This window comes from Novimethylophilus kurashikiensis (assembly GCF_003112435.1).
Lineage (GTDB): Bacteria > Pseudomonadota > Gammaproteobacteria > Burkholderiales > Methylophilaceae > Novimethylophilus > Novimethylophilus kurashikiensis.
Genome location: NZ_BDOQ01000003.1, coordinates 640676 through 666587, shown reverse-complemented (window position 1 = coordinate 666587; position 25912 = coordinate 640676). Strand labels below are relative to the sequence as shown.

29 protein-coding genes, 1 pseudogene and 1 riboswitch are annotated in these 25912 nt (G+C 54.9%); of the genes and pseudogenes, 23 read left to right on the top strand and 7 right to left on the bottom strand.

Annotated features, from left to right (window positions below; translation table 11 throughout):
• The first annotated feature begins 5 nt into the window (after positions 1 to 5).
• From dprA to fliW, 3 genes are all read left to right on the top strand, one after another.
• Positions 6 to 1085 carry a DNA-processing protein DprA gene (dprA, locus tag NMK_RS06710; RefSeq protein WP_109014965.1) on the top strand — a complete coding sequence of 360 codons (1080 nt, stop codon included), beginning with the start codon at positions 6 to 8 and terminating at the stop codon, positions 1083 to 1085.
• A 119-nt stretch (positions 1086 to 1204) separates the two neighbouring features.
• On the top strand, positions 1205 to 1666 hold the full coding sequence (locus NMK_RS06705; protein WP_109014964.1) for a Smg family protein: 462 nt from the start codon (positions 1205 to 1207) through the stop codon (positions 1664 to 1666).
• Positions 1667 to 1672: 6 nt separating this feature from the next.
• Positions 1673 to 2092, top strand: a complete 420-nt coding sequence (gene fliW / locus NMK_RS06700; RefSeq protein ID WP_109014963.1) for a flagellar assembly protein FliW — start codon at positions 1673 to 1675, stop codon at positions 2090 to 2092.
• Positions 2093 to 2115: 23 nt separating this feature from the next.
• Here the strand turns inward: fliW and metF are convergent, their stop codons facing one another.
• The 3 genes from metF to metK all read right to left on the bottom strand — a co-directional run bounded on the left by metF (position 2116) and on the right by metK (position 5688).
• The gene (gene metF, locus NMK_RS06695) at positions 2116 to 2952 is read right to left on the bottom strand and encodes a methylenetetrahydrofolate reductase [NAD(P)H] (protein WP_109014962.1); all 837 of its coding nucleotides are present in this window, start codon (positions 2950 to 2952) and stop codon (positions 2116 to 2118) included.
• 4 nt (positions 2953 to 2956) lie between these two features.
• Positions 2957 to 4366 (bottom strand): adenosylhomocysteinase, encoded by a 1410-nt coding sequence (ahcY, locus tag NMK_RS06690; protein WP_109014961.1) that lies wholly within the window; start codon positions 4364 to 4366, stop codon positions 2957 to 2959.
• Between the two features lie 16 nt (positions 4367 to 4382).
• A riboswitch (S-adenosyl-L-homocysteine riboswitch) is annotated at positions 4383 to 4458 on the bottom strand.
• Positions 4459 to 4524: 66 nt separating this feature from the next.
• Positions 4525 to 5688 carry a methionine adenosyltransferase gene (metK, locus tag NMK_RS06685; RefSeq protein ID WP_109014960.1) on the bottom strand — a complete coding sequence of 388 codons (1164 nt, stop codon included), beginning with the start codon at positions 5686 to 5688 and terminating at the stop codon, positions 4525 to 4527.
• 73 nt (positions 5689 to 5761) lie between these two features.
• On the opposite strand from metK, the gene NMK_RS06680 reads away from it, so the two are divergent.
• The 9 genes from NMK_RS06680 to NMK_RS06645 all read left to right on the top strand — a co-directional run bounded on the left by NMK_RS06680 (position 5762) and on the right by NMK_RS06645 (position 13494).
• Entirely contained in the window at positions 5762 to 6622 is an 861-nt protein-coding gene (locus NMK_RS06680) for a lysophospholipid acyltransferase family protein (RefSeq protein ID WP_109014959.1), read from the top strand.
• Positions 6619 to 7455 (top strand): diaminopimelate epimerase, encoded by an 837-nt coding sequence (gene dapF / locus NMK_RS06675; protein WP_109014958.1) that lies wholly within the window; start codon positions 6619 to 6621, stop codon positions 7453 to 7455. Before NMK_RS06680 ends, dapF begins: the two co-directional genes overlap by 4 nt.
• Positions 7456 to 8118: a DUF484 family protein gene (locus NMK_RS18430; RefSeq protein WP_181376182.1), complete on the top strand. Its 663-nt coding sequence runs from the start codon at positions 7456 to 7458 to the stop codon at positions 8116 to 8118. It begins immediately after the preceding gene.
• A complete protein-coding gene (gene xerC / locus NMK_RS18425; protein ID WP_181376181.1) occupies positions 8119 to 9003 on the top strand; it encodes a tyrosine recombinase XerC in 885 nt (294 codons plus the stop codon). It begins immediately after the preceding gene.
• Positions 9004 to 9146: 143 nt separating this feature from the next.
• On the top strand, positions 9147 to 9728 hold the full coding sequence (locus tag NMK_RS06665; RefSeq protein WP_109014957.1) for a superoxide dismutase: 582 nt from the start codon (positions 9147 to 9149) through the stop codon (positions 9726 to 9728).
• A 425-nt stretch (positions 9729 to 10153) separates the two neighbouring features.
• Positions 10154 to 11476: an OmpP1/FadL family transporter gene (locus NMK_RS06660; RefSeq protein ID WP_109014956.1), complete on the top strand. Its 1323-nt coding sequence runs from the start codon at positions 10154 to 10156 to the stop codon at positions 11474 to 11476.
• Positions 11473 to 11721, top strand: a complete 249-nt coding sequence (locus NMK_RS06655) for a sulfurtransferase TusA family protein (protein WP_227871396.1) — start codon at positions 11473 to 11475, stop codon at positions 11719 to 11721. The genes NMK_RS06660 and NMK_RS06655 overlap by 4 nt, the downstream gene beginning before the upstream one ends.
• A 63-nt stretch (positions 11722 to 11784) precedes the next feature.
• Positions 11785 to 12252, top strand: coding sequence for a sulfur carrier protein DsrE2 (dsrE2, locus tag NMK_RS06650; protein ID WP_109014955.1), 468 nt, complete (start codon positions 11785 to 11787; stop codon positions 12250 to 12252).
• Between the two features lie 198 nt (positions 12253 to 12450).
• Positions 12451 to 13494, top strand: a complete 1044-nt coding sequence (locus NMK_RS06645) for a sigma-54 interaction domain-containing protein (protein ID WP_109015096.1) — start codon at positions 12451 to 12453, stop codon at positions 13492 to 13494.
• A 108-nt stretch (positions 13495 to 13602) separates the two neighbouring features.
• Here the strand turns inward: NMK_RS06645 and NMK_RS06640 are convergent, their stop codons facing one another.
• The 4 genes and pseudogenes from NMK_RS06640 to NMK_RS06625 all read right to left on the bottom strand — a co-directional run bounded on the left by NMK_RS06640 (position 13603) and on the right by NMK_RS06625 (position 16081).
• The gene (locus tag NMK_RS06640) at positions 13603 to 14031 is read right to left on the bottom strand and encodes an ExbD/TolR family protein (RefSeq protein WP_109014954.1); all 429 of its coding nucleotides are present in this window, start codon (positions 14029 to 14031) and stop codon (positions 13603 to 13605) included.
• A gap of 19 nt (positions 14032 to 14050) precedes the next feature.
• Complete coding sequence (locus NMK_RS06635) at positions 14051 to 14476, bottom strand: ExbD/TolR family protein (RefSeq protein ID WP_109014953.1); 426 nt, start codon at positions 14474 to 14476, stop codon at positions 14051 to 14053.
• 193 nt (positions 14477 to 14669) lie between these two features.
• Positions 14670 to 15354 (bottom strand): annotated as a pseudogene (locus NMK_RS06630) (MotA/TolQ/ExbB proton channel family protein); the annotation flags it as partial.
• Between the two features lie 34 nt (positions 15355 to 15388).
• A complete protein-coding gene (locus tag NMK_RS06625) occupies positions 15389 to 16081 on the bottom strand; it encodes an energy transducer TonB (protein WP_109014951.1) in 693 nt (230 codons plus the stop codon).
• Positions 16082 to 16649: 568 nt separating this feature from the next.
• Between NMK_RS06625 and NMK_RS06620 the strand changes: the two genes are divergently transcribed.
• The 11 genes from NMK_RS06620 (at position 16650) to NMK_RS06570 (ending at position 25849) form a co-directional block, all read left to right on the top strand.
• Positions 16650 to 19313 (top strand): TonB-dependent receptor, encoded by a 2664-nt coding sequence (locus tag NMK_RS06620; protein WP_109014950.1) that lies wholly within the window; start codon positions 16650 to 16652, stop codon positions 19311 to 19313.
• Between the two features lie 402 nt (positions 19314 to 19715).
• Positions 19716 to 20186 (top strand): rhodanese-like domain-containing protein, encoded by a 471-nt coding sequence (locus NMK_RS06615; RefSeq protein ID WP_109014949.1) that lies wholly within the window; start codon positions 19716 to 19718, stop codon positions 20184 to 20186.
• A 60-nt stretch (positions 20187 to 20246) separates the two neighbouring features.
• Positions 20247 to 20651 carry a DUF6152 family protein gene (locus tag NMK_RS06610; RefSeq protein ID WP_109014948.1) on the top strand — a complete coding sequence of 135 codons (405 nt, stop codon included), beginning with the start codon at positions 20247 to 20249 and terminating at the stop codon, positions 20649 to 20651.
• Positions 20652 to 20671: 20 nt separating this feature from the next.
• The gene (locus NMK_RS06605) at positions 20672 to 21472 is read left to right on the top strand and encodes a hypothetical protein (protein WP_227871395.1); all 801 of its coding nucleotides are present in this window, start codon (positions 20672 to 20674) and stop codon (positions 21470 to 21472) included.
• A gap of 28 nt (positions 21473 to 21500) precedes the next feature.
• The gene (locus tag NMK_RS06600) at positions 21501 to 22511 is read left to right on the top strand and encodes a hypothetical protein (RefSeq protein ID WP_109015094.1); all 1011 of its coding nucleotides are present in this window, start codon (positions 21501 to 21503) and stop codon (positions 22509 to 22511) included.
• 21 nt (positions 22512 to 22532) lie between these two features.
• Positions 22533 to 23030, top strand: coding sequence for a DUF6644 family protein (locus tag NMK_RS06595; protein WP_109014947.1), 498 nt, complete (start codon positions 22533 to 22535; stop codon positions 23028 to 23030).
• A gap of 12 nt (positions 23031 to 23042) precedes the next feature.
• The gene (locus NMK_RS06590) at positions 23043 to 23519 is read left to right on the top strand and encodes a DUF6644 family protein (RefSeq protein WP_109014946.1); all 477 of its coding nucleotides are present in this window, start codon (positions 23043 to 23045) and stop codon (positions 23517 to 23519) included.
• Between the two features lie 8 nt (positions 23520 to 23527).
• Positions 23528 to 24142, top strand: coding sequence for a hypothetical protein (locus NMK_RS06585; protein WP_109014945.1), 615 nt, complete (start codon positions 23528 to 23530; stop codon positions 24140 to 24142).
• Between the two features lie 31 nt (positions 24143 to 24173).
• Positions 24174 to 24869 (top strand): lectin, encoded by a 696-nt coding sequence (locus tag NMK_RS06580; RefSeq protein WP_109014944.1) that lies wholly within the window; start codon positions 24174 to 24176, stop codon positions 24867 to 24869.
• A 15-nt stretch (positions 24870 to 24884) separates the two neighbouring features.
• Positions 24885 to 25397 carry a GlcG/HbpS family heme-binding protein gene (locus NMK_RS06575; RefSeq protein WP_227871394.1) on the top strand — a complete coding sequence of 171 codons (513 nt, stop codon included), beginning with the start codon at positions 24885 to 24887 and terminating at the stop codon, positions 25395 to 25397.
• A 266-nt stretch (positions 25398 to 25663) separates the two neighbouring features.
• On the top strand, positions 25664 to 25849 hold the full coding sequence (locus NMK_RS06570) for a YezD family protein (protein WP_109014942.1): 186 nt from the start codon (positions 25664 to 25666) through the stop codon (positions 25847 to 25849).
• Positions 25850 to 25912: the final 63 nt, after the last annotated feature.

Here is a 25912-nt window from a genome sequence, read left to right as displayed (position 1 = left end):
GCTTTATGACGCTTCCGCAAGAAGAAGCGCGCGACTGGATCGGTTTATCACTTATTCCGGGACTTGGCGGCGAGACCTATCGTCGCCTTCTCGCCGCTTTCGGCTCTCCTCAACAAATTTATGCAGCTTCTGCTTCCCACCTGAGGCAAGTGGTCAACGCAGAAATCGCTTCTGCTATCGGTACCGGCCCTCATGGCCCACTTATCGATCAAACTCTTGCTTGGCTGGAAATCAAGGGCAATCATCTCATTACACTGGGTGACAAAAACTATCCTCAGGCGTTTTTGGAGATTCCTGATCCGCCAGTGCTGTTCTATGCCAAGGGGAATACCAAACTTCTTAATGCACCAACAATCGGCATTGTCGGTAGTCGCCACGCCACCCCTCAAGGCTTAAAAAATGCGGAGTTTTTCGCCCAAGCCTTAAGCGAGACCGGGTGGTGTGTAGCGAGCGGGATGGCCCTCGGAATCGATGGCGCAGCGCATGTGGGTGCATTAAAAGGCTCAGGTTCGACCATTGCAGTGGTCGGCACAGGTCTCGATATCGTCTATCCTTCACGCCACCGTGAACTGGCACATCAAATCGTCGAAAAAGGCGTATTGGTATCGGAATACCCACTATCCACACCGTCAAAAGCCCATAACTTTCCTCGCCGTAATCGGCTGATCAGCGGCCTTTCTCGAGGAGTATTGGTGGTCGAGGCCAACCCCGAGAGCGGTTCACTCATTACTGCGCGTCTGGCAGCGGAACAAGGCCGTGAGGTTTTTGCCATTCCAGGTTCTATACATTCGCCCTTATCCAAGGGATGCCACCAGCTGATTAAACAAGGTGCGAAATTGGTCGATAACATTCATGACATCTTGGATGAATTTAGTCATGTTATGGCGCGTCATGAACAAGCGTTTGAAACAGCTAAGGCAGAAGATACTTTGCTTTCGGTCATGGGATTCGAAGTGATGGATAGCGAAACACTCATCCGCCTCAGCGGCTTGACGAGCGACCAGCTTTCGGCGAAGCTGCTGACACTGGAGCTAGAAGGAAGCATTGCCAGCCTGCCTGGTGGCCGGTTCCAACGCATCACTTGATAAAGAAAGACAAACCGGAATAACAGGATAAGCAGCAATGTCAGTTACCGGACCCAGATTTGCATGTAGCGGTAACAGACAAGAAGCACCAAGTTTTGCAAATCTTTTAGGAAAATATCATGTTCGAACTTCTCGTCTATCTGTTCGAAAACTACATCGAATCCGATGTTCCCACCGATGAGCAAACACTAACCAAAGAATTAGCGGCAGCCGGTTTCGACAGCGAAGATATTTCGCTTGCGTTTACCTGGTTTAGCGACCTAGCCGCTTTGGCCGACCAGTCCTACAGCACTAGCGCGACAACCACACAAGCAGCCAATCGCATCTACACCCAAGATGAACTCAAGAAGATCGGGGCCGAAAGCCGCAGCTTTGTGATGTTTCTGGAACAGGCTGGAGTGATGAATCCGCTAGAACGCGAAATCGTGATTGATCGGTTAATGGCGCTCACTGAAAGCGATATTTCGCTGGATCAAGCAAAATGGATTTCGCTCATGGTGCTTTGGCGCCATGGCAAGGCCCGCGACTACCTGTTCGTCGAAGATGCTCTTTTTAACCAGACACCTCACACACTGCACTAGAAGAATATGAAATTTACCCTGACCCGCTTTGGCTCGGAGGTTGTGGACATCGATCCACAAACCGTCGTCAGCTTTCCCCGTGGCATTGCGCCTTTTGATAAATGCACGCAGTACAAGCTTTTTCACGAGGAAGGCAAGCCCAGCGTTTTTTGGCTGCAGTCTCTGGACGAAGCGGACATTCTTTTCTCGGTGACCGATCCGTCCTTGCTGAATCTGAATTACGACGTCACCTTGTCAGAAGAAGAGCAGGCGCTGTTGGAAGCCGAGCCTGGGGAAGAGTTACTACTCGCGGTTATTCTCTACAAGAATGAGATGGGGGTGCAAGCTAATAGCCGCGCCCCCATCATTCTTAACATCAATAAACGCTTGGGATTACAGAAAACGCTACAAGAAATCGAGCTTCAAGTTTCGATCAAAGGTAGCTAGATAACAGCTGCCAGGGGGGTCGATCAGAGCCCCAAGCGCTGCCACAGCGTCGAAATCGCTCCAGCCTGATTCATGGTATAGAAATGCAGGCCGGGAGCGCCTCCCGCTAGCAAGCGATCACACAGTTCCGTCACGACATCCAGGCCCAGCGCTCTGACCGAAGCCAGGTCATCCCCGTAATCCTGCATCCGTAAACGCAGCCAGCGAGGAATTTCAGCGCCGCATCCGGCGGAAAAACGCGAGAGCTGAGCGAAGTTGTAGATTGGCATGATCCCCGGATAAACCGGTATCTGAATACCCGCCGCATCGCACTCTTCCATAAAGCGGAAATACGCATCCGCGTTGTAGAAGTACTGCGTAATCGCAGCGTTGGCACCAGCATCCACCTTACGCTTGAAGTTCGTGAAATCGACCTTGGCAGAAGGTGCCTCCGGATGAAACTCCGGGTACGCCGCGACCTCGATCTCGAAATAATCGCCGGTTTCGCTTCGAATGAACTCAACCAACTCATTGGCATAGCGAAAATCGCTCGCACTCATTTCACCAGAGGGCAAATCGCCGCGCAAAGCGACGATATGTCGAATCCCGTGGGATTTATATTGTTCGAGTATCGCCAGGATTTCTTCTCGTGTAGAAGAAATACAAGACAAGTGCGGCGCTGCCTCCAACCCTTCAGACTGGATTTCCACCACCGTTTCCAAGGTTCGATCACGCGTCGAGCCGCCCGCACCGAAGGTCACGGAGAAGAACTTCGGGTTCAACTGCGCGAGCTGCTTACGCGCCTCGCGCAGTTTAGCCATGCCTTCAGGTGTCTTGGGCGGAAAGAACTCGAAGCTGTAAACACGTTGCAGCCGAGTCATTTGCTTAATACCGGTAGTGATCGGCCTTGTAGGGGCCGTTCTTGGCTACACCGATATACGAAGCTTGCTGATCGGTCAGCTCGGTCAGTTGCGCATTGAGCTTCTTAAGTTGCAGACGAGCAACCTTCTCGTCCAGGTGCTTAGGCAAGGTGTAAACACCCACCGGATACTTGGCGGATTGCGTAAACAGCTCGATCTGCGCAATGGTCTGGTTGGCGAAAGACGAGCTCATCACATAGGAAGGATGGCCAGTTGCGCAACCCAGATTCACGAGACGACCCTTGGCCAGCAGGATGATGCGCTTGCCGTCGGGGAAAATGACGTGATCGACTTGCGGCTTGATCTCTTCCCACTGATAGCCTTCGATGGAGGCAACATCGATTTCGTTGTCGAAGTGGCCAATATTGCAGACGATGGCCTGATCCTTCATCTTGGCCATGTGGTCATGGGTGATGACATGGTAGTTGCCGGTCGCGGTCACGAAAATGTCAGCCTTATCAGCAGCATAATCCATGGTCACGACGCGATAGCCTTCCATTGCCGCTTGCAATGCGCAAATCGGGTCGATTTCGGTAACCCACACTTGTGCGGACAAAGCACGCAGCGCTTGGGCTGAGCCCTTGCCCACATCGCCGTAACCAGCCACCACGGCGATCTTGCCGGCAACCATGACGTCGGTCGCGCGCTTGATACCGTCGACCAGCGATTCGCGGCAGCCGTACAAGTTGTCGAACTTGGACTTGGTGACCGAGTCATTGACGTTGATTGCCGGGAACTTGAGTTCACCGCGTTCATGCATTTGGTACAGGCGATGCACGCCGGTCGTGGTTTCTTCGGTCACGCCCTGGATTTGAGCGAGACGGGTCGAGTACCAGCTGCCATCCAAAGCCAATTTCGCCTTGATTGCGGCGAACAGTACGCGCTCTTCTTCGCTGCCTGGCTTGCCCAGTACGGAAATATCCTTTTCGGCACGTGCGCCCAAGTGCAGCAACAGCGTGGCATCGCCGCCGTCGTCCAGGATCATGTTGGAATAGCCGCCGTCAGCCCATTCGAAAATCTTGTGGGTGTATTCCCAGTATTCTTCGAGCGATTCGCCCTTGACGGCGAAAACAGGGATGCCTTCCGCAGCGATGGCAGCAGCTGCATGGTCTTGCGTAGAGAAAATATTGCACGAAGCCCAACGCACTTGTGCACCGAGTGCAATCAGCGTCTCGATCAGCACTGCGGTTTGGATGGTCATGTGCAGCGAGCCGGTGATGCGTGCGCCCTTGAGCGGCTGGCTTGCGGCAAATTCTTCGCGAATCGCCATGAGGCCCGGCATTTCGGTCTCGGCGATGCGAATTTCCTTGCGCCCCCAGTCGGCCAGGGACATATCTGCGATTTTGAAGTCGGTGAAGTTGGCACCCGCGTTCATTTGTCAGTTCCTTATAAATGAACGGGCGCCGTTGTTACGATGTTCCACTCCGCCGAGCCTGGCCATTATTGGTCGCAGCGCCCCTCGGCAGAATGGTAAATATTTGAAGTGTTAAGTCTTCAGGATTTCTCCAGAATTAAATTCAAAAGGACTCGAATTTACAGACCGGCAGCGGCACGCAATGCAGCAGCCTTGTCGGCATTCTCCCAGCTGAATTCAGGCTCGTCGCGGCCGAAGTGACCATAAGCTGCCGTCTTCTGATAGATCGGGCGCAGCAGATCGAGCATCTGTACGATGCCCTTCGGACGCAGATCGAAATGCTCTTGGACCAGCTGAGTCAGCTTTTCGTTGCTGATCTTGCCGGTACCATAAGTTTCCACCATCACGCTGGTCGGCTTGGAAACGCCGATGGCGTAGCTCACCTGCACCAGGCAACGCGATGCCAAACCGGCAGCGACAATGTTCTTGGCCACATAGCGACCTGCATAAGCAGCGGAACGGTCCACCTTGGAAGGATCCTTGCCCGAGAATGCACCGCCGCCGTGCGGAGCAGCACCGCCGTAAGTATCGACGATGATCTTGCGGCCAGTCAGACCGCAATCACCTTGCGGGCCGCCGATAACGAAACGGCCTGTCGGATTCACCAGATACTTGATCTCGCCCTTGATGAGCTCTTTAGGCAGCACCGGCTTGATGATTTCTTCGATAGCCGCTTCACGGATCTGCTCCAGCGTCATTTCCGGCGCATGTTGTGTCGACAGAACCACGGTATCAATGGATTCCGGCTTCCCGTCGACGTAACGCACCGTCACTTGCGACTTGGCATCGGGACGCAGCCAAGCAAGGCGGCCGTCTTTACGCAGTTGCGATTGACGCTCGACGATACGGTGCGAAAGCCAGATCGGCAACGGCATCAATTGAGCCGTTTCGTCGCAGGCATAGCCGAACATCAAGCCCTGGTCGCCGGCACCCTGGTCGAGGTTGTCGTCGTAAGCAGCATTCACACCCTGGGCAATGTCAGGACTCTGCTTGTCGTACGCCACCAGCACAGCACAGCCTTTGTAATCGATACCGTATTCGGTATTGTCGTAACCGATGCGCTTGATGGTTTCACGTGCAACATTGATGTAATCGACGTTTGCACTCGTCGTGATTTCCCCGGCCAGAACCACCAGTCCAGTGTTGCACAAGGTTTCTGCCGCGATACGTGCGTGCTTGTCTTGCGCCAGGATCGCATCGACGATGGCATCGGAAATCTGGTCGGCGACCTTGTCGGGATGTCCTTCGGAAACGGATTCCGAGGTGAAGAGGTAATCGCTCATGGTTTTATTGGTCTGCAGGACTGCGTAAAAGCTTGCTAGAATAGCAAAATTCCTTGCCAGACAAAAGAAAACAGTGCTTACCTGGTTGTTGCGCTTATTCGCGCGTCTTCCGCTTCCCTTGATTCACTTTCTGGGAATCGTCCTCGGTTGGAGCATCTATCTAATCTCTCCCCAATATGCCAGTCGCCTTCGAAATCATCTTAAAGCTAGCGGTATATCTCAAGATAAAGCCGAACTTCGTCGCATCCTTCGGAAAAACATCGGGGAATCCGGAAAAGCCATGGTTGAAACATTTGCCATCTGGTTTCGTCCCTACCTCTCCGTCCTCGATTGGGTTCGTCAATGCAATGGCTGGGATGATGTGGAAACTGCTCTCGCGCAAGGCCGCGGCATTATTTTTCTAACACCGCATTTAGGCTGCTTCGAAATTACTTCGCTGCTTTATGCCTCCCGCCACCCCATCGGCATACTCTACCGCCCTCCTCGCAAGGTCACACTGGAACCATTGATCATTGCTGGTCGGCAGCGTGGTCAGGTGACTTTGGCACCTACCAACCTCAAAGGTGTGCGTACTCTGCTGCAGTTTTTGAAAAAGGGCCATGCGGTCGGTATCCTTCCTGATCAGGTACCTAGTACCGGCGAGGGCGAATGGGCTCCCTTTTTGGGCCGTCCAGCTTATACAATGACCCTGGTCAACCGTCTTGCAGCCTCCACCGATGCTGTCGTTGTTACGGCCTTCGGCGAACGTTTACCATGGGGACGCGGCTATATCGTGCATTTCGAGGTTCAACCTGAAGGCACAGCGTCAACCAGCGAGCGTATGAATGGGGCTATCGAAGACTTGATTCGCAGGAAACCCGATCAGTATTTATGGAGTTACCCACGTTGGAAGGTTCCACGTGGAGCACCCAAACCACCAGCGGCGGTATCATGAAACTCAAATTTACAAAAATGCAGGGACTAGGGAACGATTTCATCGTCCTTGACGGCATTCGCCAGTCCTTCAGCCTTTCGGTAGAAGTCATCCGTCAATTAGCGGACCGTCATTTTGGCATCGGCTGCGACCAATTGTTGCTCGTTGAGCGCCCTACTTCGCCTGAGGTCGATTTCCGTTATCGCATCTTCAACGCTGACGGGAGCGAGGTTGAGCAATGCGGCAATGGAGCTCGTTGTTTTGTTCGGTTTGTGCATGACCAAGGCCTTACCGACAAGCATCAGATTCGCGTGGAAACGGCTAGAGGCATTATTGTTCCTCGGCTTGAATCCAACGGGTTAGTCACTGTGGACATGGGGGCTCCTGTTTTTGAACCTGCCGCCATTCCTTTCCAGGCACCCACCCAATCCCTGACCTATCCCCTCGAGCTAAATGGGTCGTCAATCGAAATCAGCGCTGTCTCGATGGGAAACCCGCATGCCGTTCAAATTATCGACGATCTCGACACCGCTCCAGTTGCCCAACAAGGCCCTCTGATCGAGCATCATCCGCGCTTCCCCAACCGTGTAAATGCTGGGTTCATGCAAATTGTCGATCGAAGCCATATCCGTCTCCGGGTATACGAAAGAGGCGCTGGCGAAACCTTGGCTTGCGGCACAGGCGCTTGCGCAGCCGCTGTATCAGGCATGGCGCGCGGGTTATTAGATGCCGATGTTACCGTATCGACTCGCGGCGGTGATTTGCGCATTCGCTGGCAAGGCGAAGGCCATCCGGTGCTGATGACGGGGCCTGCAGTGGTAGTATTTAGCGGTGAAATTGAATTAGGAGCTTGAATGGAACTTAACGATCAGGACATCGTCCAGTTTTTGCGCGCGGACCCGCAATTTTTCTCACGTAACGGTTTCCTGCTGTCAGAAATCGTCTTGCCAAGCCAACACGGTGGAGTTGCGGTATCCCTGGTTGAGCGCCAGCAAGTGGCATTGCGCGACAAGATTCGCGTGTTGGAGTCCAAGCTCCATGAACTCATTCAATTCGGTGAGGAAAACGATGCCATTGGTGAGCGCGTTCACCGCCTCAGCCTAGGCCTGCTTTCGGCAAGAAACTTCGAGGCACTGGCTTCGATGGTCACGCATAACCTGAGTGAAGATTTCAAAGTGCCTCACGTTGCCATGCGCTTGTGGGCTGCTCCTCAAGATCAAACCGATGCCGACAATGCCGAATTCAATGATGTCAGCGCTGAAATTCGCGATTGGGCGAATACTTTGAGCACACCTTACTGTGGCCACCGTCCCGGGCTCGATATCAGCAATTGGTTCGATGAAGTAAATGCTCCTCTGAAATCCTTTGCTATGGTTGCTTTGCGCGGAGAAAGCGCTTTCGGTCTTTTGGTAATGGCGAGCGAGGATGAACACCGTTTCTATCCCGAAATGGGCACGCTATACCTGAAACGAATCGGTGAACTAGTCAGCGTAGCCCTGCTTCGCTATATCCTCTAATTGGATTATCTCCCCTCTTACCTCGCATATCTTGCACACGAACGCGGGCTAAGTCCCCTCAGCAGTGATAACTACGCTCGCGATATTCGTGTCCTGCTGCAATTAGCAGATCAGACTCCTTTAGCTGAGTTAACCCCGCAACATATCCGTCGTTTCGTTGGAACGATGCATGGGAAAGGCCTATCCGGCACCTCAATAGCACGCCGCTTGTCGGCGTGGCGCGGTTTTTTCGACTACCTAGTACGTCGTCATGGTTTTAGCGCAAATCCTTGTATTGGTATCCGTCCCCCTAAATCTCCTAAAAAACTGCCACAAGCCCTTTCAACCGATGAGGCTGCAAGGTTGATGGAGATTGAAAGTTCTGAGGATATTTTCAGCACTCGGGATAAAGCCATCCTCGAGTTGTTTTATTCCTCCGGATTACGTCTGGCTGAACTGGTCGGTTTAGATGTAGACGGTCTTGATGTGGCCGATGCGACCGTAAAAGTCACTGGTAAAGGATCCAAGACACGCATCGTGCCGGTCGGGACTCGTGCACTTGAAGCCCTTTCGACCTGGATACAGCAGCGTGCCAGTCTCGCTTCCCCTGATGAACCCGCACTGTTTCTGAATAAAAACGGACAACGACTTTCTGCCCGGGCTGTGCAATATCGTGTTAAGCACTGGGCACTAACGCTTGGCATTAATGGCAATGTGCATCCTCATGTTTTGCGCCATAGCTTCGCAAGTCATGTGCTCCAATCGAGTGGCGACCTACGTGCAGTACAAGAAATGCTCGGTCACGCAAGTATTTCGACCACCCAGGTCTATACCCATCTCGATTTTCAGCATCTAGCCAAGGTCTACGACACAGCCCATCCCAGAGCTAAAAAAATACCTAAATAACACTTAGCGTTTGCTATTTGTGCCAGTAGCTTCGTTTTCTTCATTGGTTATTACGTCTGATAACCGACAAAAACACTCAAACTTTATGGCAAAATATGCGTTTCCCGCTTTTACCCCTTAAACCCCGTCGATTGGAGAACAAGATGGAACACAAACTACCCGACCTGCCCTATGCCAAGAACGCGCTGGAGCCCTACATTTCTGCTGAAACGCTCGAGTTCCACTACGGCAAGCATCACCAAACCTATGTGACCAACCTGAACAACCTGATCAAGGGTACTGAGTTCGAAAACCTCAGCCTGGAAGACATCATCAAGAAGTCTTCCGGCGGCATTTTCAACAACGCGGCTCAAGTCTGGAATCACACCTTCTACTGGAACGGTTTCAAGCCCAACGGCGGCGGCGCTCCGACCGGTGCTCTGGCTGATGCCATCAACGCCAAGTGGGGCTCTTTCGACGAGTTCAAGAAGGCTTTCGCACAATGCGCCATCACCACCTTCGGTTCCGGCTGGGCCTGGTTGGTTAAGAAGCCGGATGGCTCCTTGGACTTGGCTTCCACCAGCAACGCTGCCACCCCGCTTACCACCGAAAACAAGCCGCTGCTGACCTGCGACGTGTGGGAACACGCTTACTACATCGACTACCGCAATGCCCGCGCTGGTTACGTCGAGAAGTTCTGGGAAATCGTAAACTGGGATTTCGTCGCAGCTAATTTCGCTGCTTAATTGTCATTCCGGGTTTGCCCCGGAATCGAGCTACGTTAAAAACCTCAAGCGCCAAACGCTTGAGGTTTTTTCTTGGCTTAATGTTTATATCTACTTCCCTTTACAGCCTTATCGCGACAACAGCGCAGCTACCTCCTCAGTACGGCTGTGCCTACAGCTCGGGAAACTTCTACCCCATCCCGCAGCAATATCAATGTCGGCCACAGCTTAACTCGATAGATTCGCCCCCAGCCGCTGGCCTTTTCCATCCTCAACCAAATATGCCGGATTTCCGTATGCTGCTTCAGCAGTTCCAACATGGGGTTGGGGCAGATTTTTCGATGAGAGGCTAAATAACAGCAGCTTCTAAGCAAATATCAAAGTATTATTTTTTCTAATTTATAGTTTGAGTATGATCGCCTCATCATAAAAAACGAAGAGGCATTATGAATTCTTGCGCGCATACGCATCAGCAGCCGTATCTTGAACGGTCACGACTAAAATTCGGCTTATCACTTCTCTCTTCTGTGGTTATAGCGACTATCGCTACCGACGCCGTGGCGACCAACGGCTATTTTTCCAATGGCTATGGCGTTAAATCCCTTGGGATGGGTGGCGTAGGCATCGCATTGCCTCAGGACGCGCTGGCAGCCGCCACTAATCCGGCCGGCATGGGCTTGATCGGAGACCGAGTGGATTTCGGCCTGACCTGGTTCAAGCCTAACCGTGAGTCCAGGCTGCGCAATACGGCCGGCGGATCAGGAGCCTTGGACGGTACTTATGACGGCAACGACACCGATAACTTTTTCATCCCTGAATTCGGCTACAACCGTCAGATCAATCCGGACGTGACCTTAGGCGTGAGCGTCTACGGCAACGGCGGCATGAATACGGACTACAGCAAAGGCATTCCGTACTTCAACACAACCGGCAGCCGTACAGGCATCGATTTTTCCCAGCTGTTCGTGGCGCCAACCGCTACCTGGAAATTCGCTCCCGGACAAGTCATCGGCTTGGCAGTCAACCTGGCCTATGAACGCTTCGAGGCCAAGGGTTTGCAAAATTTCGATAATCCATCGTTCACGTCGGCCACCGGCCATGTGACAAACCGTGGACATGACAATGCATTCGGCGGCGGCATCCGGATCGGTTGGATTGGCCAGCTCAACGATACGGTAACGTTGGGCGCGACCTATCAAACCAAGACTTATTTCAGCAAGTTCGATAAATACAAAGGTTTGTTCGCCAATGGCGGAGAAATGGGCGCGCCTGCCAATTACGGACTGGGGATTGCATTCAAGGCGACTCCGCAATTGACGCTGGCGGCAGACGTGCAGCGTATTCTTTATTCCGACAGCGATACTATCGGCAACCTGTCGCTCGCTACACTATTTAGCGGCAAACAGTTGGGCAGCAGTAATGGGCCGGGTTTTGGTTGGCGCGATGTAACGGCTACCAAAATTGGGGCGAGTTATGCATATAATGATAATCTGATATTACGTGCCGGCTACGATCATACGTCTCAACCGATTCGCAAAAGCGAAACGCTGTTCAACATCCTAGCCCCCGGCGTCGTGCAAGATCACTTGAGCTTGGGCGCCACCTGGACGTTGCCGACAAAAGGTGAACTATCTTTCTTTTACTCGCATGCCTTCCGCAAGACTGTGCATGGCTCAGGCTCCATTCCGCTGGCCGGCTTCGGCGGCGGCGAGGCTGATCTCAGCATGCAGCAGAATTCGGCCGGCATCGCCTATGGGTGGAATCTATGACAAGTACTGCGGCATTAATTAATTTCGATCGTGAATTGGATGTGCGTGGCCAAAGCTGCCCGCTGCCCATTATTAGCGCACGCAAGGCATTGGATGCGTTGACCGTCGGACAAGTCCTCAAGGTACGAACGACCGATAAGGGCTCCACGACCGATTTTCCCGCGTTCGTGCAACAAACGGCCCTGGCTCTGGACGCGTTCGCAGAAGTAGACGGCGAATATCACTTCTACATTCGCAAGCCCTAACCAATCAAAGCCATCCTAATCTTAGGGTGGCTTTGTCTTTTCTCAGTCCCTAAGGCCCGAATAATGGCTAAAAAACTCGCAATCATCGCTTCCAAAGGCACGTTGGACTGGGCCTACCCGCCATTCATCCTGGCCTCGACCGCGGCAGCGCTCGGCTATGAGGTATATATCTTTTTCACCTTCTACGGCCTGGCCTTGCTGAAAAAAGACCTGTCTGATGTCAAGATATCCCCGCTGGGCAACCCTGCTATGCCGATGCCAATACCGATGCCTAACCTGATGCAGGTCCTCCCTGGAGTTGAAACACTGGCGACTGCCATGATGCAGAAAAAGCTGAAGGACAAAGGCGTTGCTTCGCTCGACAGCCTGCGCAGTTTGAGCCTCGACGCGGGTGTAAAAATGGTTGCTTGCCAGATGACAGTAGACCTGTTCGACTTCAAGGCCGAAGAATTTATAGATGGCATCACCTTCGGCGGTGCCGCCACCTTCTTTCAATTTGCAGGCGAAGCAGACATCAGCCTGTTTATCTAAGCCGGGAGTTGTTGGTTAAACGCGATTAGCTTCAGCCTGGCTTCACTCCTGTTATATAGATATTAGTTCTAAGTATTGGATTGCAAATCACCACAACTATATATTCCAGTAAATCATTGTTTTGAACTATCTGGAGTATCTACGGTGGGCGCTATCTTTTCAGGAAACATCGATCAGGCAGGAACAGCATTCGGCAAGATGCCAATCATCACCTTTCCGGATCCGCAGAAGGTCAGCCTGTCCATCCGCGCCAGTGCCCTCGTCTTTGCCGATCCGGCCTCCCAAGCGTTGCTCTCACTCATCGAACGCATCGCACCCAGCGACGCCACTGCTTTCATACAAGGGGAAACCGGCACTGGCAAAGAACTGGTCGCGCGTCATTTGCATGATCTTAGCCCGCGTCGCAATGGGCCTTTTGCCGCCATCAACTGCGGTGCTTTTTCCGAAACCCTGGTCGAAAGTGAATTGTTCGGCTACGAGCGGGGTGCCTTCACCGGCGCGGTGGGTTCAAAAGTGGGCTGGTTCGAGAGTGCCAACGGCGGCACCTTGTTTCTGGATGAGATTGGCGACTTGCCGCTATCAACTCAGGTCAAATTGCTGCGGGTGCTGCAAGAGCGCGAAATCGTGCGAGTGGGTTCACGCAAGCCAACGCCGATAGACGTGCGCCTGGTCGCCGCAACCAACGTCGACCTTGAAGAAGCCGTGCGCGCCGGACGATTCAGGGAAGACTTGTATTACCGCATCAACGTCGTCCCTATCCAACTAGTGCCGTTGCGTGACCGTCCGGGAGATATCTTGCCGCTGGCACGGCACTTTATCTCCACCTATCGCAATCGCTTGCAAACGGACGAGCCGGAACTCCTGCCGGAAACCATTGCAGCGCTACACGCCTATCCTTGGCCAGGAAACATTCGGGAGCTTGAAAACGTCATCCACAGGGCCCTGCTGGTCTGCGACGGCAGTGCTCTGCGTCCCAGCCATCTCCATCTGCCTGCCATCGCAGCCTCTAACGCAACTACAGAGCGTCGGGATAGCCCAGTAACGGAATTTTGCACCTTGGAGAGAACGCTCGAATCGCTCTATGAAAAAGAACCGGAAGGCCTGTACGACCTCGTCAATAAAGCCCTAATCGTCGGCGCTTACGTCCACTGCCGAGAGAACCAGGTACAGACAGCCCGCCTTCTCGGCATCAGCCGCAATGTGTTAAGGACGCATCTGAAGCACTTCGGCTTGATCGATTAATCTACCCAATTTCGGCAGCATACCGAAAGCATCACACACTCTGATTGCACCATCGCTTTCTCCTGCACGTCTTATTGGGAAAGCGATGGTGCGACTCCTTTGCAGTTTCTACTGGTACTGCTCGTTCCCCACCAGACCGATCTTATTGGCATTGTTACGTTGTGCAGAGGCCATCACTGCCGCGACGGCGCGATAAGGCGCATGTGGATTCGGTTTGACGTGCAGTTCGGGCTGTACTGGCAGTGCTGCAGCTGCAGCAAATCTACTGTCCAGCACGGAAGTCGAAGAAACGGGGACCCCATTCCAACGCACGGCGCCGGAATCGTCGATCTCGATCTGCACAACCTCGGGCGGTTCCGGAGGATTGGTTTGGCTGTCCGTCGGCAGATTGAGGTTGACGGCGTGCAGTTGGATCGGGATGGTGATGATGAGCATGATCAGCAGCACCAGCATCACGTCGATCAGCGGGGTGGTATTGATATCCACTAACAAGTCGGGCTCGCCGCTAGGGCGAGCAGGTGCGGTATTCATTGACATGATGGATTCCCTTTTAACCTTAGCCGCGCGGCGGCGGCTCCGTGATAAAACCGATCTTGAGTATTCCAGCGCGCTGGCAGGCAAACACCACCTTGCCAATAGATTCGTAGCGCGCATCGCTATCACCACGCACTTGGATTTCCGGCTGGGGCTGCGCCACGGAAACTTTCTTGAGCCGCGTCACAAGATCATCGGTTCCGGCGAGCTTCTGCTCGTTCCAATACACCTCGCCGCCTTTACTGACGGCGAGGTTAATGTTCTCAGGTTTGGTCTGACGCGGCTGGTTACTCACCTTGGGCAGATCGACCGGCACCGTATGCGTGACCACCGGGATGGTGATGAGGAAGATGATCAGCAGCACCAGCATCACATCCACCAACGGCGTGGTGTTGATTGCGGATACGACTTCGTCTTCACTCTCAGTTTGGCTGACATTGATGGCCATGCGGGGCTCCGTTAATTGGCGTTGGCGGCAGCCAATACGCGCACAGGTGCGACGCTGGCTTTAACCGTTGCTGTAGTTTGCGCAGCACTCTTGGCGGTTTCGACACCGGCACCCAGCAACACGGCATGCAAGTCGGCACCGAAGGCTCGGATGTTATCCAGCGAAGCCTTGTTGCGGCGAACTAGCCAGTTGTAGCCCAGCACCGCGGGCACGGCGACGGCCAAACCTATTGCGGTCATGATAAGTGCTTCACCCACAGGACCTGCGACCTTATCGATGGAAGCCTGTCCAGCAATGCCTATAGCCGTCAGGGCGTGATAAATGCCCCACACCGTACCGAACAATCCAACGAATGGCGCAGTCGAGCCCACCGTTCCGAGGAAAGCCAATCCATCCTGCAGACGACTTTGGATGTTATCGATGGCCCGCTGGATGGATTGCGATACCCAGGTATTGAAATCAATTTGCCCCAGCAAGCCATTGTGATGCGCAGTCGCTTCCACTCCAGATTTCGCCAAGTAGTGATAAGCGCTTTCCGGGTTAAGCCCGTCCACGGCTTGCTGCAAGCCTCCGGCAGTCCAGAAAGTGGCGTTTGCTTCGCGTGCGTGGCGGCCAAGCTTGTACTGCTCAAACAACTTGGTGACGATGACGTACCAACTGCCCGCAGACATGGCAACCAGGATCAGCAAGGTGCCGCGTGCAACGAAGTCGCCGCCTTTCCACAAGGCATCGAGCCCATAAGGATTGGCGACAGTTTCCTTGGCAGCATTTGCGGTTGTCGAGATGTCCGCCAAGGCCCAGGGGGAAGAAAACGCCAGCACCGCGGTAGCGGCATACAGCACGGCGGTGAGCGCAAAATCGCGAGTTTGATGTTTCATGATAGATCTCCTATGCATTTCAAAAGGGTTGTAATCAACTATCCAGGCGGAAGGTAAACGGCAAGCGTGCTCGAACCCGCTGTCCCTGCCCCACGCAATGCAGGTTTTTACTCACGGCCTCGATGGCCACAGCATTGAAGACGCGGTTGCTGGATTTCACGGCAACAGCATTGGCAATGCTGCCGTCCGGGTTGACCTCGAATTCCACCGTCACGTCACCGCTCAGCCCCAACTTGAGTGCCTGCTTGGGAAACGGCGTCGCACCGAGCACTTCCTTGTGATTGGGGCAGGCAACTCCAACGTCCACCACCGCAGGCTCTGCCTTAGCGACCGGCGCAGGGGTAGGTACGGGCGCCGGTGGCGCAGGAGGTGCCTGAGTTGCAACCTCCACTGGCGGCGGAGGCACGGGTGTGGTCGCGATCACGGTATTGGGCGCGGGGGGTGGAGCCTCCACCTTTACCTCAGGCGGAGGCGTGTAGACAGGAGGCGGAGGAGTCGTCACATGCGGGGCCACCTTGGGAATGATCTTGGGAGGCGGCGGCGGAGGGGGCGGCAAAGGCTTGGCCTCTGCAATGAGACTGACCTGCAAAGGCTGCTTGATGAGGTCGACAACCTTACGCCCAAGTCCGTTCACCAAGGCATAGACCAGGACGATGTGAAACACCACCACGAAAGCAATACCGGCCAAATGCTTGCCAGGGTCGCGCTGTTGCTGAGCATAGCTCATGCGCACCCCTTTCCGTTGGCTAGCAGCCGTCTAGTCAAGCTTTTTTTATAACTGATCCACACGAGTCTGAGTCCTGCTTATATCTGGATGAGATTTAAATAGCAGGTGCTATGCCAGACCTGTGTGCGTGGTGAAGAAAATTTATCTATTTAATTGATAAGTATGGAAATTTTCTCACCTGACACTGTTGTTCGACTGACAGATCTCCATATATAAACTGCTGGCAGCCCAACACCTTGTTTATGGCGCTGCTGAAAATCCAACAACACGCCCGCGTTGCCGCCCTGAATCACGACAAATTGCGGTCAGATTTCCCGGTGTTGCAATTTCAACTCCCTACGCTGCCGATTGCTGCTGGCGCAACAGATTGATCGCATCATTCTAGCCAACCCCCAGCTGTCGCCGCCCTCTTCGGCCTATCAAATAACCTTGTTAATTCAATAGATTGAAACCATTTCCCCAACCTATCTTCACGCTTGCCCCTTCGCTGGCACAGCGCTTGCCCTAGAGATTCGGTACTGATGTTCGGAAGTGTCAGTTTTCGTAAAAATCTTTTAAGGGAGCATGAATGAACGATTCATATAAAAAAGCCGGCTCGCAGCGGTTTCGACGCCGACAAATTGCGGCGGCACTAGCGCGGCTGGGTAGCACGGCATTACTGGGGGGCGGACTAGTCTTGGCGAGCGTCCAGGCGCATGCGGCCGACGTGCCTCCGGAGCTCAAGGTCAAGGTCACGCAGGAAGCCTTGCGCGGGGATAAATCAGTAGAGCAATTGGCCCAGGAATACCAACTGGAGGCATCCGACATTGCCACCTGGAAAGCACAAGCTGCGAATGAAAAGCCTGCAGAGACCACAGCCGCGACCAACGAACTGGACCGCGTAGTGGTGACGGCACGTAACCGCGAGGAAATCGCCCAGGACGTGCCAGTACCGATCTCGGTTATCGGCGGCAAGCAGCTGGACCGAGATCGCGTAGTGGAAATCCAGGATTTGACACGTAAAGCACCAGGGCTTACTGCCACAACGCCCAATGCCCGCCGTACCGGCGTGTCGATCCGCGGCATCGGCAAAGCCAGCGGAAACGACTCCATGGAAGCCGCTGTCGGCGTGATCGTGGATGATGTATTCCTCACCCACGTTGGCATGGCTTATCAGGATTTCACCGACCTCGACCGCGTCGAAGTGCTGCGCGGTCCACAGGGCACCCTGCTGGGCAAGAACACCACCATGGGTGCCATCAACTACGTGAGCAAGGCGCCCAGCTTCACGCCGCAATCCTATCTGGAAGTGGAAACCGGCGAAGCCCGCAGCCACGACTCGACACCGGGTGCGCTCAAGGCCAAGGGTTCTTATTCCAATGCGTTGATCGACGATAAATTGGCTTACCGCGCTTCTTTCTTCGTGGATACGCAGGACGGTGATTTCGTGAATATCAACCCGGATGGCGGCGACACCTATCAGGCCAAGAAGCGGTTCGGCGGCAAGCTGCAACTGCTCTACAAACCGACGGACACCTTCACCGCCAAGGTGATTACGGACCTCGCGGAATCACGCGAGGACAGCAATACTAAACCGTGGATCATCGATCCCACGAACTATGCCAACGGACATTTGCGCACGGACAAGTACGATCCATTGACCAATACTTGGAAGAAAAACGGCGATGCGACCTTTACTTCTCGCATCTCGCGCGCCTATTTCGGCAACTACCAGCCCATCATCGGCTCGTGGAGCAAGATCGACATCGGCCAGGCCTCTCCGCTCTATACCAACAACCACGGCATTTCTGCAAACCTCAACTGGGATCTGGGGCCGGTGGCGCTGACATCGATCTCCGCGTATCGCAACTTGCATTTCGATGCCAAGAACGACAGCGACCAGACCAAGTTCGATATCAGCACGGGCGGCACATTGGTGGATCACGAGCAGTATTCGCAGGAATTCCGGCTCACATCCACCCAGCCGGGTGTGCTGGATTACCAGGCCGGCTTGTACTTGCTGCACGACGAGACGGAATCAACCAGCCGCAACTGGTATGGCCAGGATGCAGGCGCATTCTATGCGTCGAACAGCGTTTACAAGTCGTGGTATACCAACGGCAATGCAGCCAAGCGGGCCGCTTTGCGCGCTTCACTCGATGGCGTCAGCACGACCTCGTTGACCACGCCGCAAACCGACAGCGCTGCCTTGTTCGGCCAGATCAACTGGCACCTCACGGACAAGGCGACATTGACGGTAGGCTTGCGCGACACTTATGAGGACAAGACATCGACCTATGACAATCGCGCATTCCTCAACGGCACAGAGCTGACCAATGCGGCATTGAAGGCAGAGTCAACTGGTGTATTGGCCAACAAAGTCAAGAACCTCACCGGCACACTGGATGGCGAGGAGATTAAGGCCAATTCGCTGTCTTGGCTGATAAACCCCAGCTACAAGGTCAACGACGATTTCACCGTCTATGCCTCGGCAGCGCGCGGCGTTAAATCGGGATCGGTTCAGTTCGATTCCAAGGGCAATCCACTCAACGTCAATCCGGAAAAAGCGCTGGACTTCGAGTTGGGCTTCAAGAGCCTATTGCTATCACGGGCACTGATGCTCAACGTCAACCTCTACCAGACCACGGTCAAGGATTACCAGGCGACCACCAGCATCGTGGATTCCACGTCATCGACAGGCTACTCGTCGGTACTGGGGAACATTCCTGAAATCGAGGCGCGCGGGGTTGAAGTAGACGGTGCTTACAACGTCAACTCAAACTTGTCGTTCAACTTCGGCGGCGCCTATAACCACGCCATCTACACCGATTGGAAGAACGCCACTTGCCCGGCAGAAGTCGTCGCTACGCCGGCCAACCCAACTTGCGATAACACCGGCAAGCAGGTGGTGGGTGCGCCGAAATGGACTGGCATCGTCGGCTTCGATTACCAGAAACCGTTGGACGGTACCCTGAAGCTGCATGCGTTCTCAAGCAGCGTGGTGAGATCCTCACAGAACCTGGAAGCGCAGCTGTCGGCCTACGGCAAGCAGGGCGGATACTCTGTCACGGATGCGGGGATTGGCCTGATTAATACCGCCAAGCTCAAGTACGAGGTCGACCTGGTCGCCAAGAACCTGTTCGACAAGAAGTACACCACCAGCGTAAACGCCTTCAGTAACCAGGCGCCTGTAGGCTATGACGGCATCGGTCCGAGGCGTTACGTGGGGGTCGTATTCAAGACCAACTTCTAATCGCAAACAGCAGCTAAGAAAAAGGCACATCGATTGTTGATGTGCCTTTTTTCTTGGGCAATCACTACTTCGTCCTCCACAACAGAATCATTCGATTCTTGTTAAGTAGCTAATCACAGACAGGTAGCTTTCACACCTGCCGCTTTCAGTTTGGCGCTGTTGAGCTTTCAACAGTGGTACCGCTGAGCTGTTGCGTGATCAGCAGTTCCCATCGGGCTCTTCCACATCTTCGGTGCTATTACTCATCAGATGATGAGTATAAAAAATTAATAGAAACAAGTAGATACTAAATTAAAACATTTACCAGATGCCTTTCACAGCCTCTGGCACGCATGGTGCTGATACAGAAACGACCCAGTATCACCTGGCGAATTCATTCATTACTTAGAAAGGCAAATCATCATGCATACATTCGTCAAAGTCTCCGCCTTTGTGCTCGCACTCGCTGCCCCCTTGGCCTTCGCTGCCGATGCTCCGGATCAAAAATCGGCCCAACCGGCAGCCCATGCCTATAGCGCCAAGACGCCCAAGCTGAGCCGCGCTCAGGTGGACCAACTGCTCGCAAAACCTGATCAGCTGGTCATCATCGACCTGCGCCGCCCGGACGAATTGACCAGCATCGGCGGCTTCGGCACCTACCTCAGCATTCAATCCAAGGAACTTGAAAAGAACCTGGCCTTTATTCCCAAGGACCGCAGCATCATCACCGTCTCCAACCACGCCGGTCGTGCCGGTGCAGGCGCCGACCTGTTGGCAAGCAAGGGCTTCAAGGTGGTTGGTGCAGTGGGCGTGCAGGACTACGAGGCCGAGGGCGGTACGCTGGTGAAGATCGCCCCGCCCGCTCCTAAGGTCGCTGATGCGGGCCAGCATTAAACGATGCCGACTTGGGCCGCGCTTCGCGGCCCTGACCAAGATTTAAAAAGGATTCATGCAATGAAGATCAAAAAAATTCTGGGCGGCTTTTCCGTTGTGGCTGCACTTGTTGCCATCGCCGCACCTGCAAACGCTCACCATGCTTTTTCGGCCGAATTCGATGCGGCACAACCGGTAGAGGTGAAGGGCGTCGTGACCAAGTTCGAACTGGTCAACCCGCATAGCTGGCTTTATCTCGACGTCAAAGGACCGGACGGCAAGGTGACCAATTGGGGCTTCGAATTCGGTGCGCCTTATAGCCTTAAAGAGAAAGGAATCACCAAATCTACGCTGGCGGCTGGTACCCAGGTCACGATCAAAGGCTATCGCGCCAAGAACGGCAAGGAATTTGGCTATGCCGTGACTACCATCCTGGCGGATGGCCGTAGCGTGCAGACCGGCGGCGCGCAAGACGCTCCTCAATAACTTCAGAATTGGAGACGTTCTTGAACCATCATTTATTCAATCGGATATCGCACGGATTAGGTATCGCGGCCTTACTGGCTGCCGCTTTGTCCGTATCGTTTCCTGCTTCGGCTGAAGAAAAAATTCCGCGGCTTCCGAACGGCAAGCCGGATTTTTCCGGCATCTGGCAGACCACGAGCGCCGCTGACTACGATCTCGAACCGCATTCCAACCGCAAGGACGCACCGCCGGGACCGGGTGTCGTCGAGGGCAATACGATCCCTTACCTGCCGCAGGCGCTGGAGCAGAAGAAGAAAAACTTCGAGAACCGTGCCACCGACGATCCTGCCCTCAAGGGCTGGACGCTGGGCGTGCCGCGTACCGTGTACTACCCCGAACCGTTCCAGATTTTTGAACGGGCGCAGGACGTCACCATCGTCCCGCAGTTCGGCCATTCGGTGCGCAGCATCTACACCAACAACACCCAGCATCCGGACGACCCCAACGACTGGTGGCTAGGCGATTCACGAGGCCATTGGGAAGGCGACACGCTGGTCGTGGACGTGCGCCATTTCAACGACAAGACCTGGCTGGATCACGCCGGCAATTTTCACAGCGATGCGCTGCATGTCGTCGAGCGCTGGAAATTCCTCGACGCCAACACGCTGGAATACACGGCGACGCTTGACGACCCCAAGGTCTACAGCCGTCCCTGGAATATCAGCGTGATTTTGTACCGCCACCGCGAGAAAAACTTCCAGTTGATCGAGGACTATCGCTACACGCTGGATTTCGATCAGTACTACCCGCCAAGGCGCGATCAAAATCAGGACAAGAACTAATCCTGGCGGCATGTTGAAAGGTAATGAAATGAATCATCAAGGCAAGTACAAGCTCTCGCGGATTGCCGCGCTGGTGTTGGGCTCGTTATCTCTTGCGAATGTTGCCAACGCCGCAGATACGTCCCAGGCGCAGCCAGCAGCTCAAGCACAGCAACCGGCGCAAGGGCAGGATTCCAAGCTTCGCCGCTCCCGCGAGACCTCGTTCCCGCAAATTGCATCCGGCCCATGGAATGGTCCCAAACTCGCCGACGGCCAGCCCGATATCGGGGGGGTATGGTCGAACACCATTTCCAACCACGGCAATTTCGAGGATCCGCAAGGCCGCGGCGGCATCGGAGCCGGGCAGACCCTGGGCAAGCGAGAAGAACGCGCGCCCAGCCGGGTCAGCGATCCTGTTGACGGCCATGTGCCGTTCCAGCCCTGGGCGGCGGAGAAGGTGAAGGAATTCCGCGTCGGCTTCCAGAACCCCACCTATCCCGGCCACGTGGAGCCCAACGCCCGTTGCGCTCCCGGAGGTGTGCCGAAGTCGCTGTACTGGCACGGTTACGACATCCAGCAATATCCAGGCTATGTGTTGTTCGTGTTCGACAACGGCACCCGCATCATCCATCTCGACGAGAAAAAACCGCACCTGCCTGACAACATCAAGCTGTGGAACGGCGATTCTCGCGGCCACTGGGAAGGCAATACGCTGGTGGTGGACGTCGCCAATCACAACGGCAAGGCGCTGTTCGGGCGTTCCGGCGAGTTCATCAGCGAAAACGGCCACATCCAGGAGCGCTACATCTTTTCGCAGGACGGCAAGCGCTACAACTACGTCGCCGTGCTCACCGACCCCACGGTCTACACCCGTCCCTTCACCGTGACCATACCAGCCCGCAAGTGGACGGACGCCGACGAGTCGGACGGCTGGAACCTGGAAGCGCGCTGGGCCAAGACCTCGAGCAAGGAACGCATCCTCGAGCACGACGAGCGCATTTGCTATGAGAACAACGGCGGTTTCGGGCTGGGCGCCTCTGGCGCTTCGGCGAAGAAATAAGCACGGACCAAGGAGAACGTTATGGCTATCCTTCAATTCGCCCAATGGGCCAATGATTCGGAGCTGGGAACATACATCCGCGAATCGCTGTTCGCTTATCCGGCTATCGAGGGGCTGCATCTGCTCAGCCTGGCCTTTTCGGTCGGCCTCATCGTGTTCACCGATTTGCGCCTGGTCGGCCTGTTCTTGAAAGAGGTGCCAGCCTCCGACCTCTTGAAGCAACTGCGCCCCTGGGTGCTGGGCGGATTCGCAGTCCAGTTGTTCACCGGCGTTCTACTGTTCTTTGCCTCCGCCGCCACGGTGGTGACGCTGCCGGTGTTCTGGCTGAAGCTGCTGGTGATTTTTCTGGCAGGCGTCAACGTGCTGTGGTTCGAGCTCAAGTGGGTACGCCGCGTCGGCGATTGGACGGATCAACTCGTTCCGCCCGGCGGCGTGCGCTTCGCCGGTTGGGCCTCGCTGGCATTCTGGTCCTTCGTGGTCATCTCGGGCCGCTTGATTCCTTATCTCAGCTACAAGTAAGGGGAGACTCACATGTCTGCACAAGGCTTATTCGACGCCATCCAGCATAGCGCGCTCAGCGACGCCATCAGCAAGCTGGATCATCTGTTCGGCGCGGTCGCGCAATTAGGACACATCACCGGATTGGTGCTGCTGCTGTCGTCCATCGTACTGGTCAACCTGCGCCTGCTGGGCTGGGGGCTGACCAGTCAGCCGATCACGCGGCTGGCAACTTCGACGAACAAACTGATTTGGTCAGGGTTGGCTCTGCTGGCGGTTTCCGGATTGTTCATTTTCATCCCGGCGGCGCTGATTTACTACGTCAATCCGTTCTTCTGGTACAAGGCCGAGCTGATTGTCTTTGCCTTGATCGTCCAGCTCACGCTGTTCCGCTGGGCCACCCGGACCGATGAACCGCGTCCCCTGCTCGCCAAGGGCACCGCCGTGGTTTCGCTCGCGTTGTGGTTCGGTGTCGGCGCTGCGGCGCGCGTCATCGGTTTTCTCAATTAAGGAGTTTTATGAAATTTCTTGCCATTTCAACGTTGGCAGCAGCATTGCTGGCTTTAGCGGGTTGCGGCCAGCAAGCCTCGGCCAAACCTGAATCCGTATTCAAGCCCACAGCTTCCATCCAGGAAATCATGGTGTCCATCGTCGACCCCAACGCCGACGAGGTATGGAACGCCGTCGCCAGCGTGAGCACTGCTGCTGGAACCGAGGACAAGCAGCCGCATAGTGACGAGGAATGGGCCAAAGTGCGCCGCCATGCGGTGACCTTGCTGGAAGCGACCAACCTGCTGCTGATCGAAGGCCGTAGCGTGGCCCCCAAAGGTGCCAGCACCTCGTCGGTCGCGGCGGAATTGAATCCCGAAGAGATCCAGAAAGGCATCGCAGCCAAACACGCCGATTTCGTACAGCACGTCCATGCCCTGCATGACACAGTGCAGCAGGCCATTGTCGCTATCGATGCCAAGAATGCTGAAGAGCTGGTCAAGGTCGGCGGCAATATCGACCAGGTTTGCGAGCAGTGCCACAAGCAGTTCTGGTATCCCAACGACAAGCTGCCCACGGCCGCGAACGATCTCGGCGTGCAATCCGGCAGCAGTCTTTACCTCAAGCTGCGCAAAGCAGCTTGATCCACACCATCAATCATCCATGGAGAGAAGAATGAAGCAGTACGCAATTGCCGTTTCCCTGTTGCTGGGCGCATCCGCCGCGATGGCGGCCGATGCGCCGGCAGCCGCCCAGGAAGCCAAGAAGGACGCGCCCAAGCCCTTGAGCTTTTTCGTGACCAGCGAAGGCCTCGGCAAAGGCGCCGACCTGGGCGGATTGCAGGGTGCCGACGCCCATTGCCAAAAGCTGGCCGAAACCGTGGGCGCCGGCAACAAGACCTGGCATGCCTACCTGAGCACGCAAGCCGCCGACGGCAAGCCCGCCGTTAATGCCCGCGACCGCATCGGCAACGGCCCCTGGTATAACGCCAAGGGCGCCACCGTCGCCAAGGATGTGGCCGACCTGCACGGGGATGCGCTCGACGCCGCTCGTCTCGGCAACAACCTGAGCCGCACCACGGCGACCACCGAAAAGGGCGAGCCCATCAAGGGCGCCGGCGACAAGCCCAACCAGCACGACATCCTGACCGGGTCGCAACTGGATGGCCGGGCCTTTGCCGATGCCGCCGACCATACCTGCGGCAACTTCACTAGCAGTGCGGCTACCGGCTCTGCGCAGGTCGGCCATTTCGACCGCACCGGCGGCGGAAACACGTCGTGGAATTCGGCTCACCACAGCAAGGGTTGCGCCCAGGAAAGTCTGGTGAGCACCGGCGGCGCGGGACTGTTCTATTGCTTTGCCACGAACTAAGCGAAGGAGACGATGATGCTGAAAATATCTTTCGCCTTGGTCGCCATGTTGACGGCTGTGCCTGCCTTTGCTGCAGATGCGCCGCCCTTACCAGATGCTCGGCCTGCTCCAATTCCAGCAGCTCGTGGCCCCTCGCTTGAACTCGCAGCAGAAGCTGCTCGAGTTGCTATCGATACCTGCGCTGCCAACGGCGAGCAGAAAACCGCTGCCAGCGTGGTCGATTCCGCAGGCATCCTTAAAGCACTACTGGCTTATGACGGTACCTCGCAGCGGGGCGTGCAATCGAGTACCAACAAAGCTGTGACGGCGTTGAGTTTCAAGACTGAAACTAGCCAATTGGGCGAACGGGCCAAGAACGACAAGGCATTTGCCGATCAAATTGCCGCCGACGCCAAGCTCAACGTGCGCCCTGGCGGTGTGTTGATCAAGTCGGGCGACGAGATCATCGGCGCGATTGGCGTGGGTGGCGGCAAAACGGACGAAGAATGCGCTCTGGCCGGCTTGCGCAAGATACAAGGCAAGTTCTAGGCAATGACGCAAGAGGTCGAAGTCTTGGATTGTCGCGCTGATCGCCTTCCATTGGCTACTGGCCGCTTCAATAGCCCAAACCTTCGCTAGCGGTAAAGAATAAGACCCATATTCTGATAGTTGTGTTTTCGAGGCCAGTCGCACGACTGGCCTTATTTTTTCCATTTTATAACTTATTGGAATAAAATTATTTAAAAACATTCTTTTCAATTATTTTTATCCCGACTTATAGTACCCTCGTTGCCATTAATGAGGTTAGGGAAACCATGACGAATACCGTACGCCAACATCTGGCGCATACCAACGAAATCGGCCCCGCCTACGCCGAGCAACTATTACCTGAGATCAAGAAAGCTTTGCTGGGGCTGCGCTTCGGCTCGATCGAACTCACCGTGCACGAAGGCAAGGTGACACAGATCGAACGCAAGGAAAAATTCCGTTTCCAACAATAACGACGGTATTGAATACGAGCGAATAGCCATGAGCGGCAAGAACAAAGTTTTGAAGAATCCGAC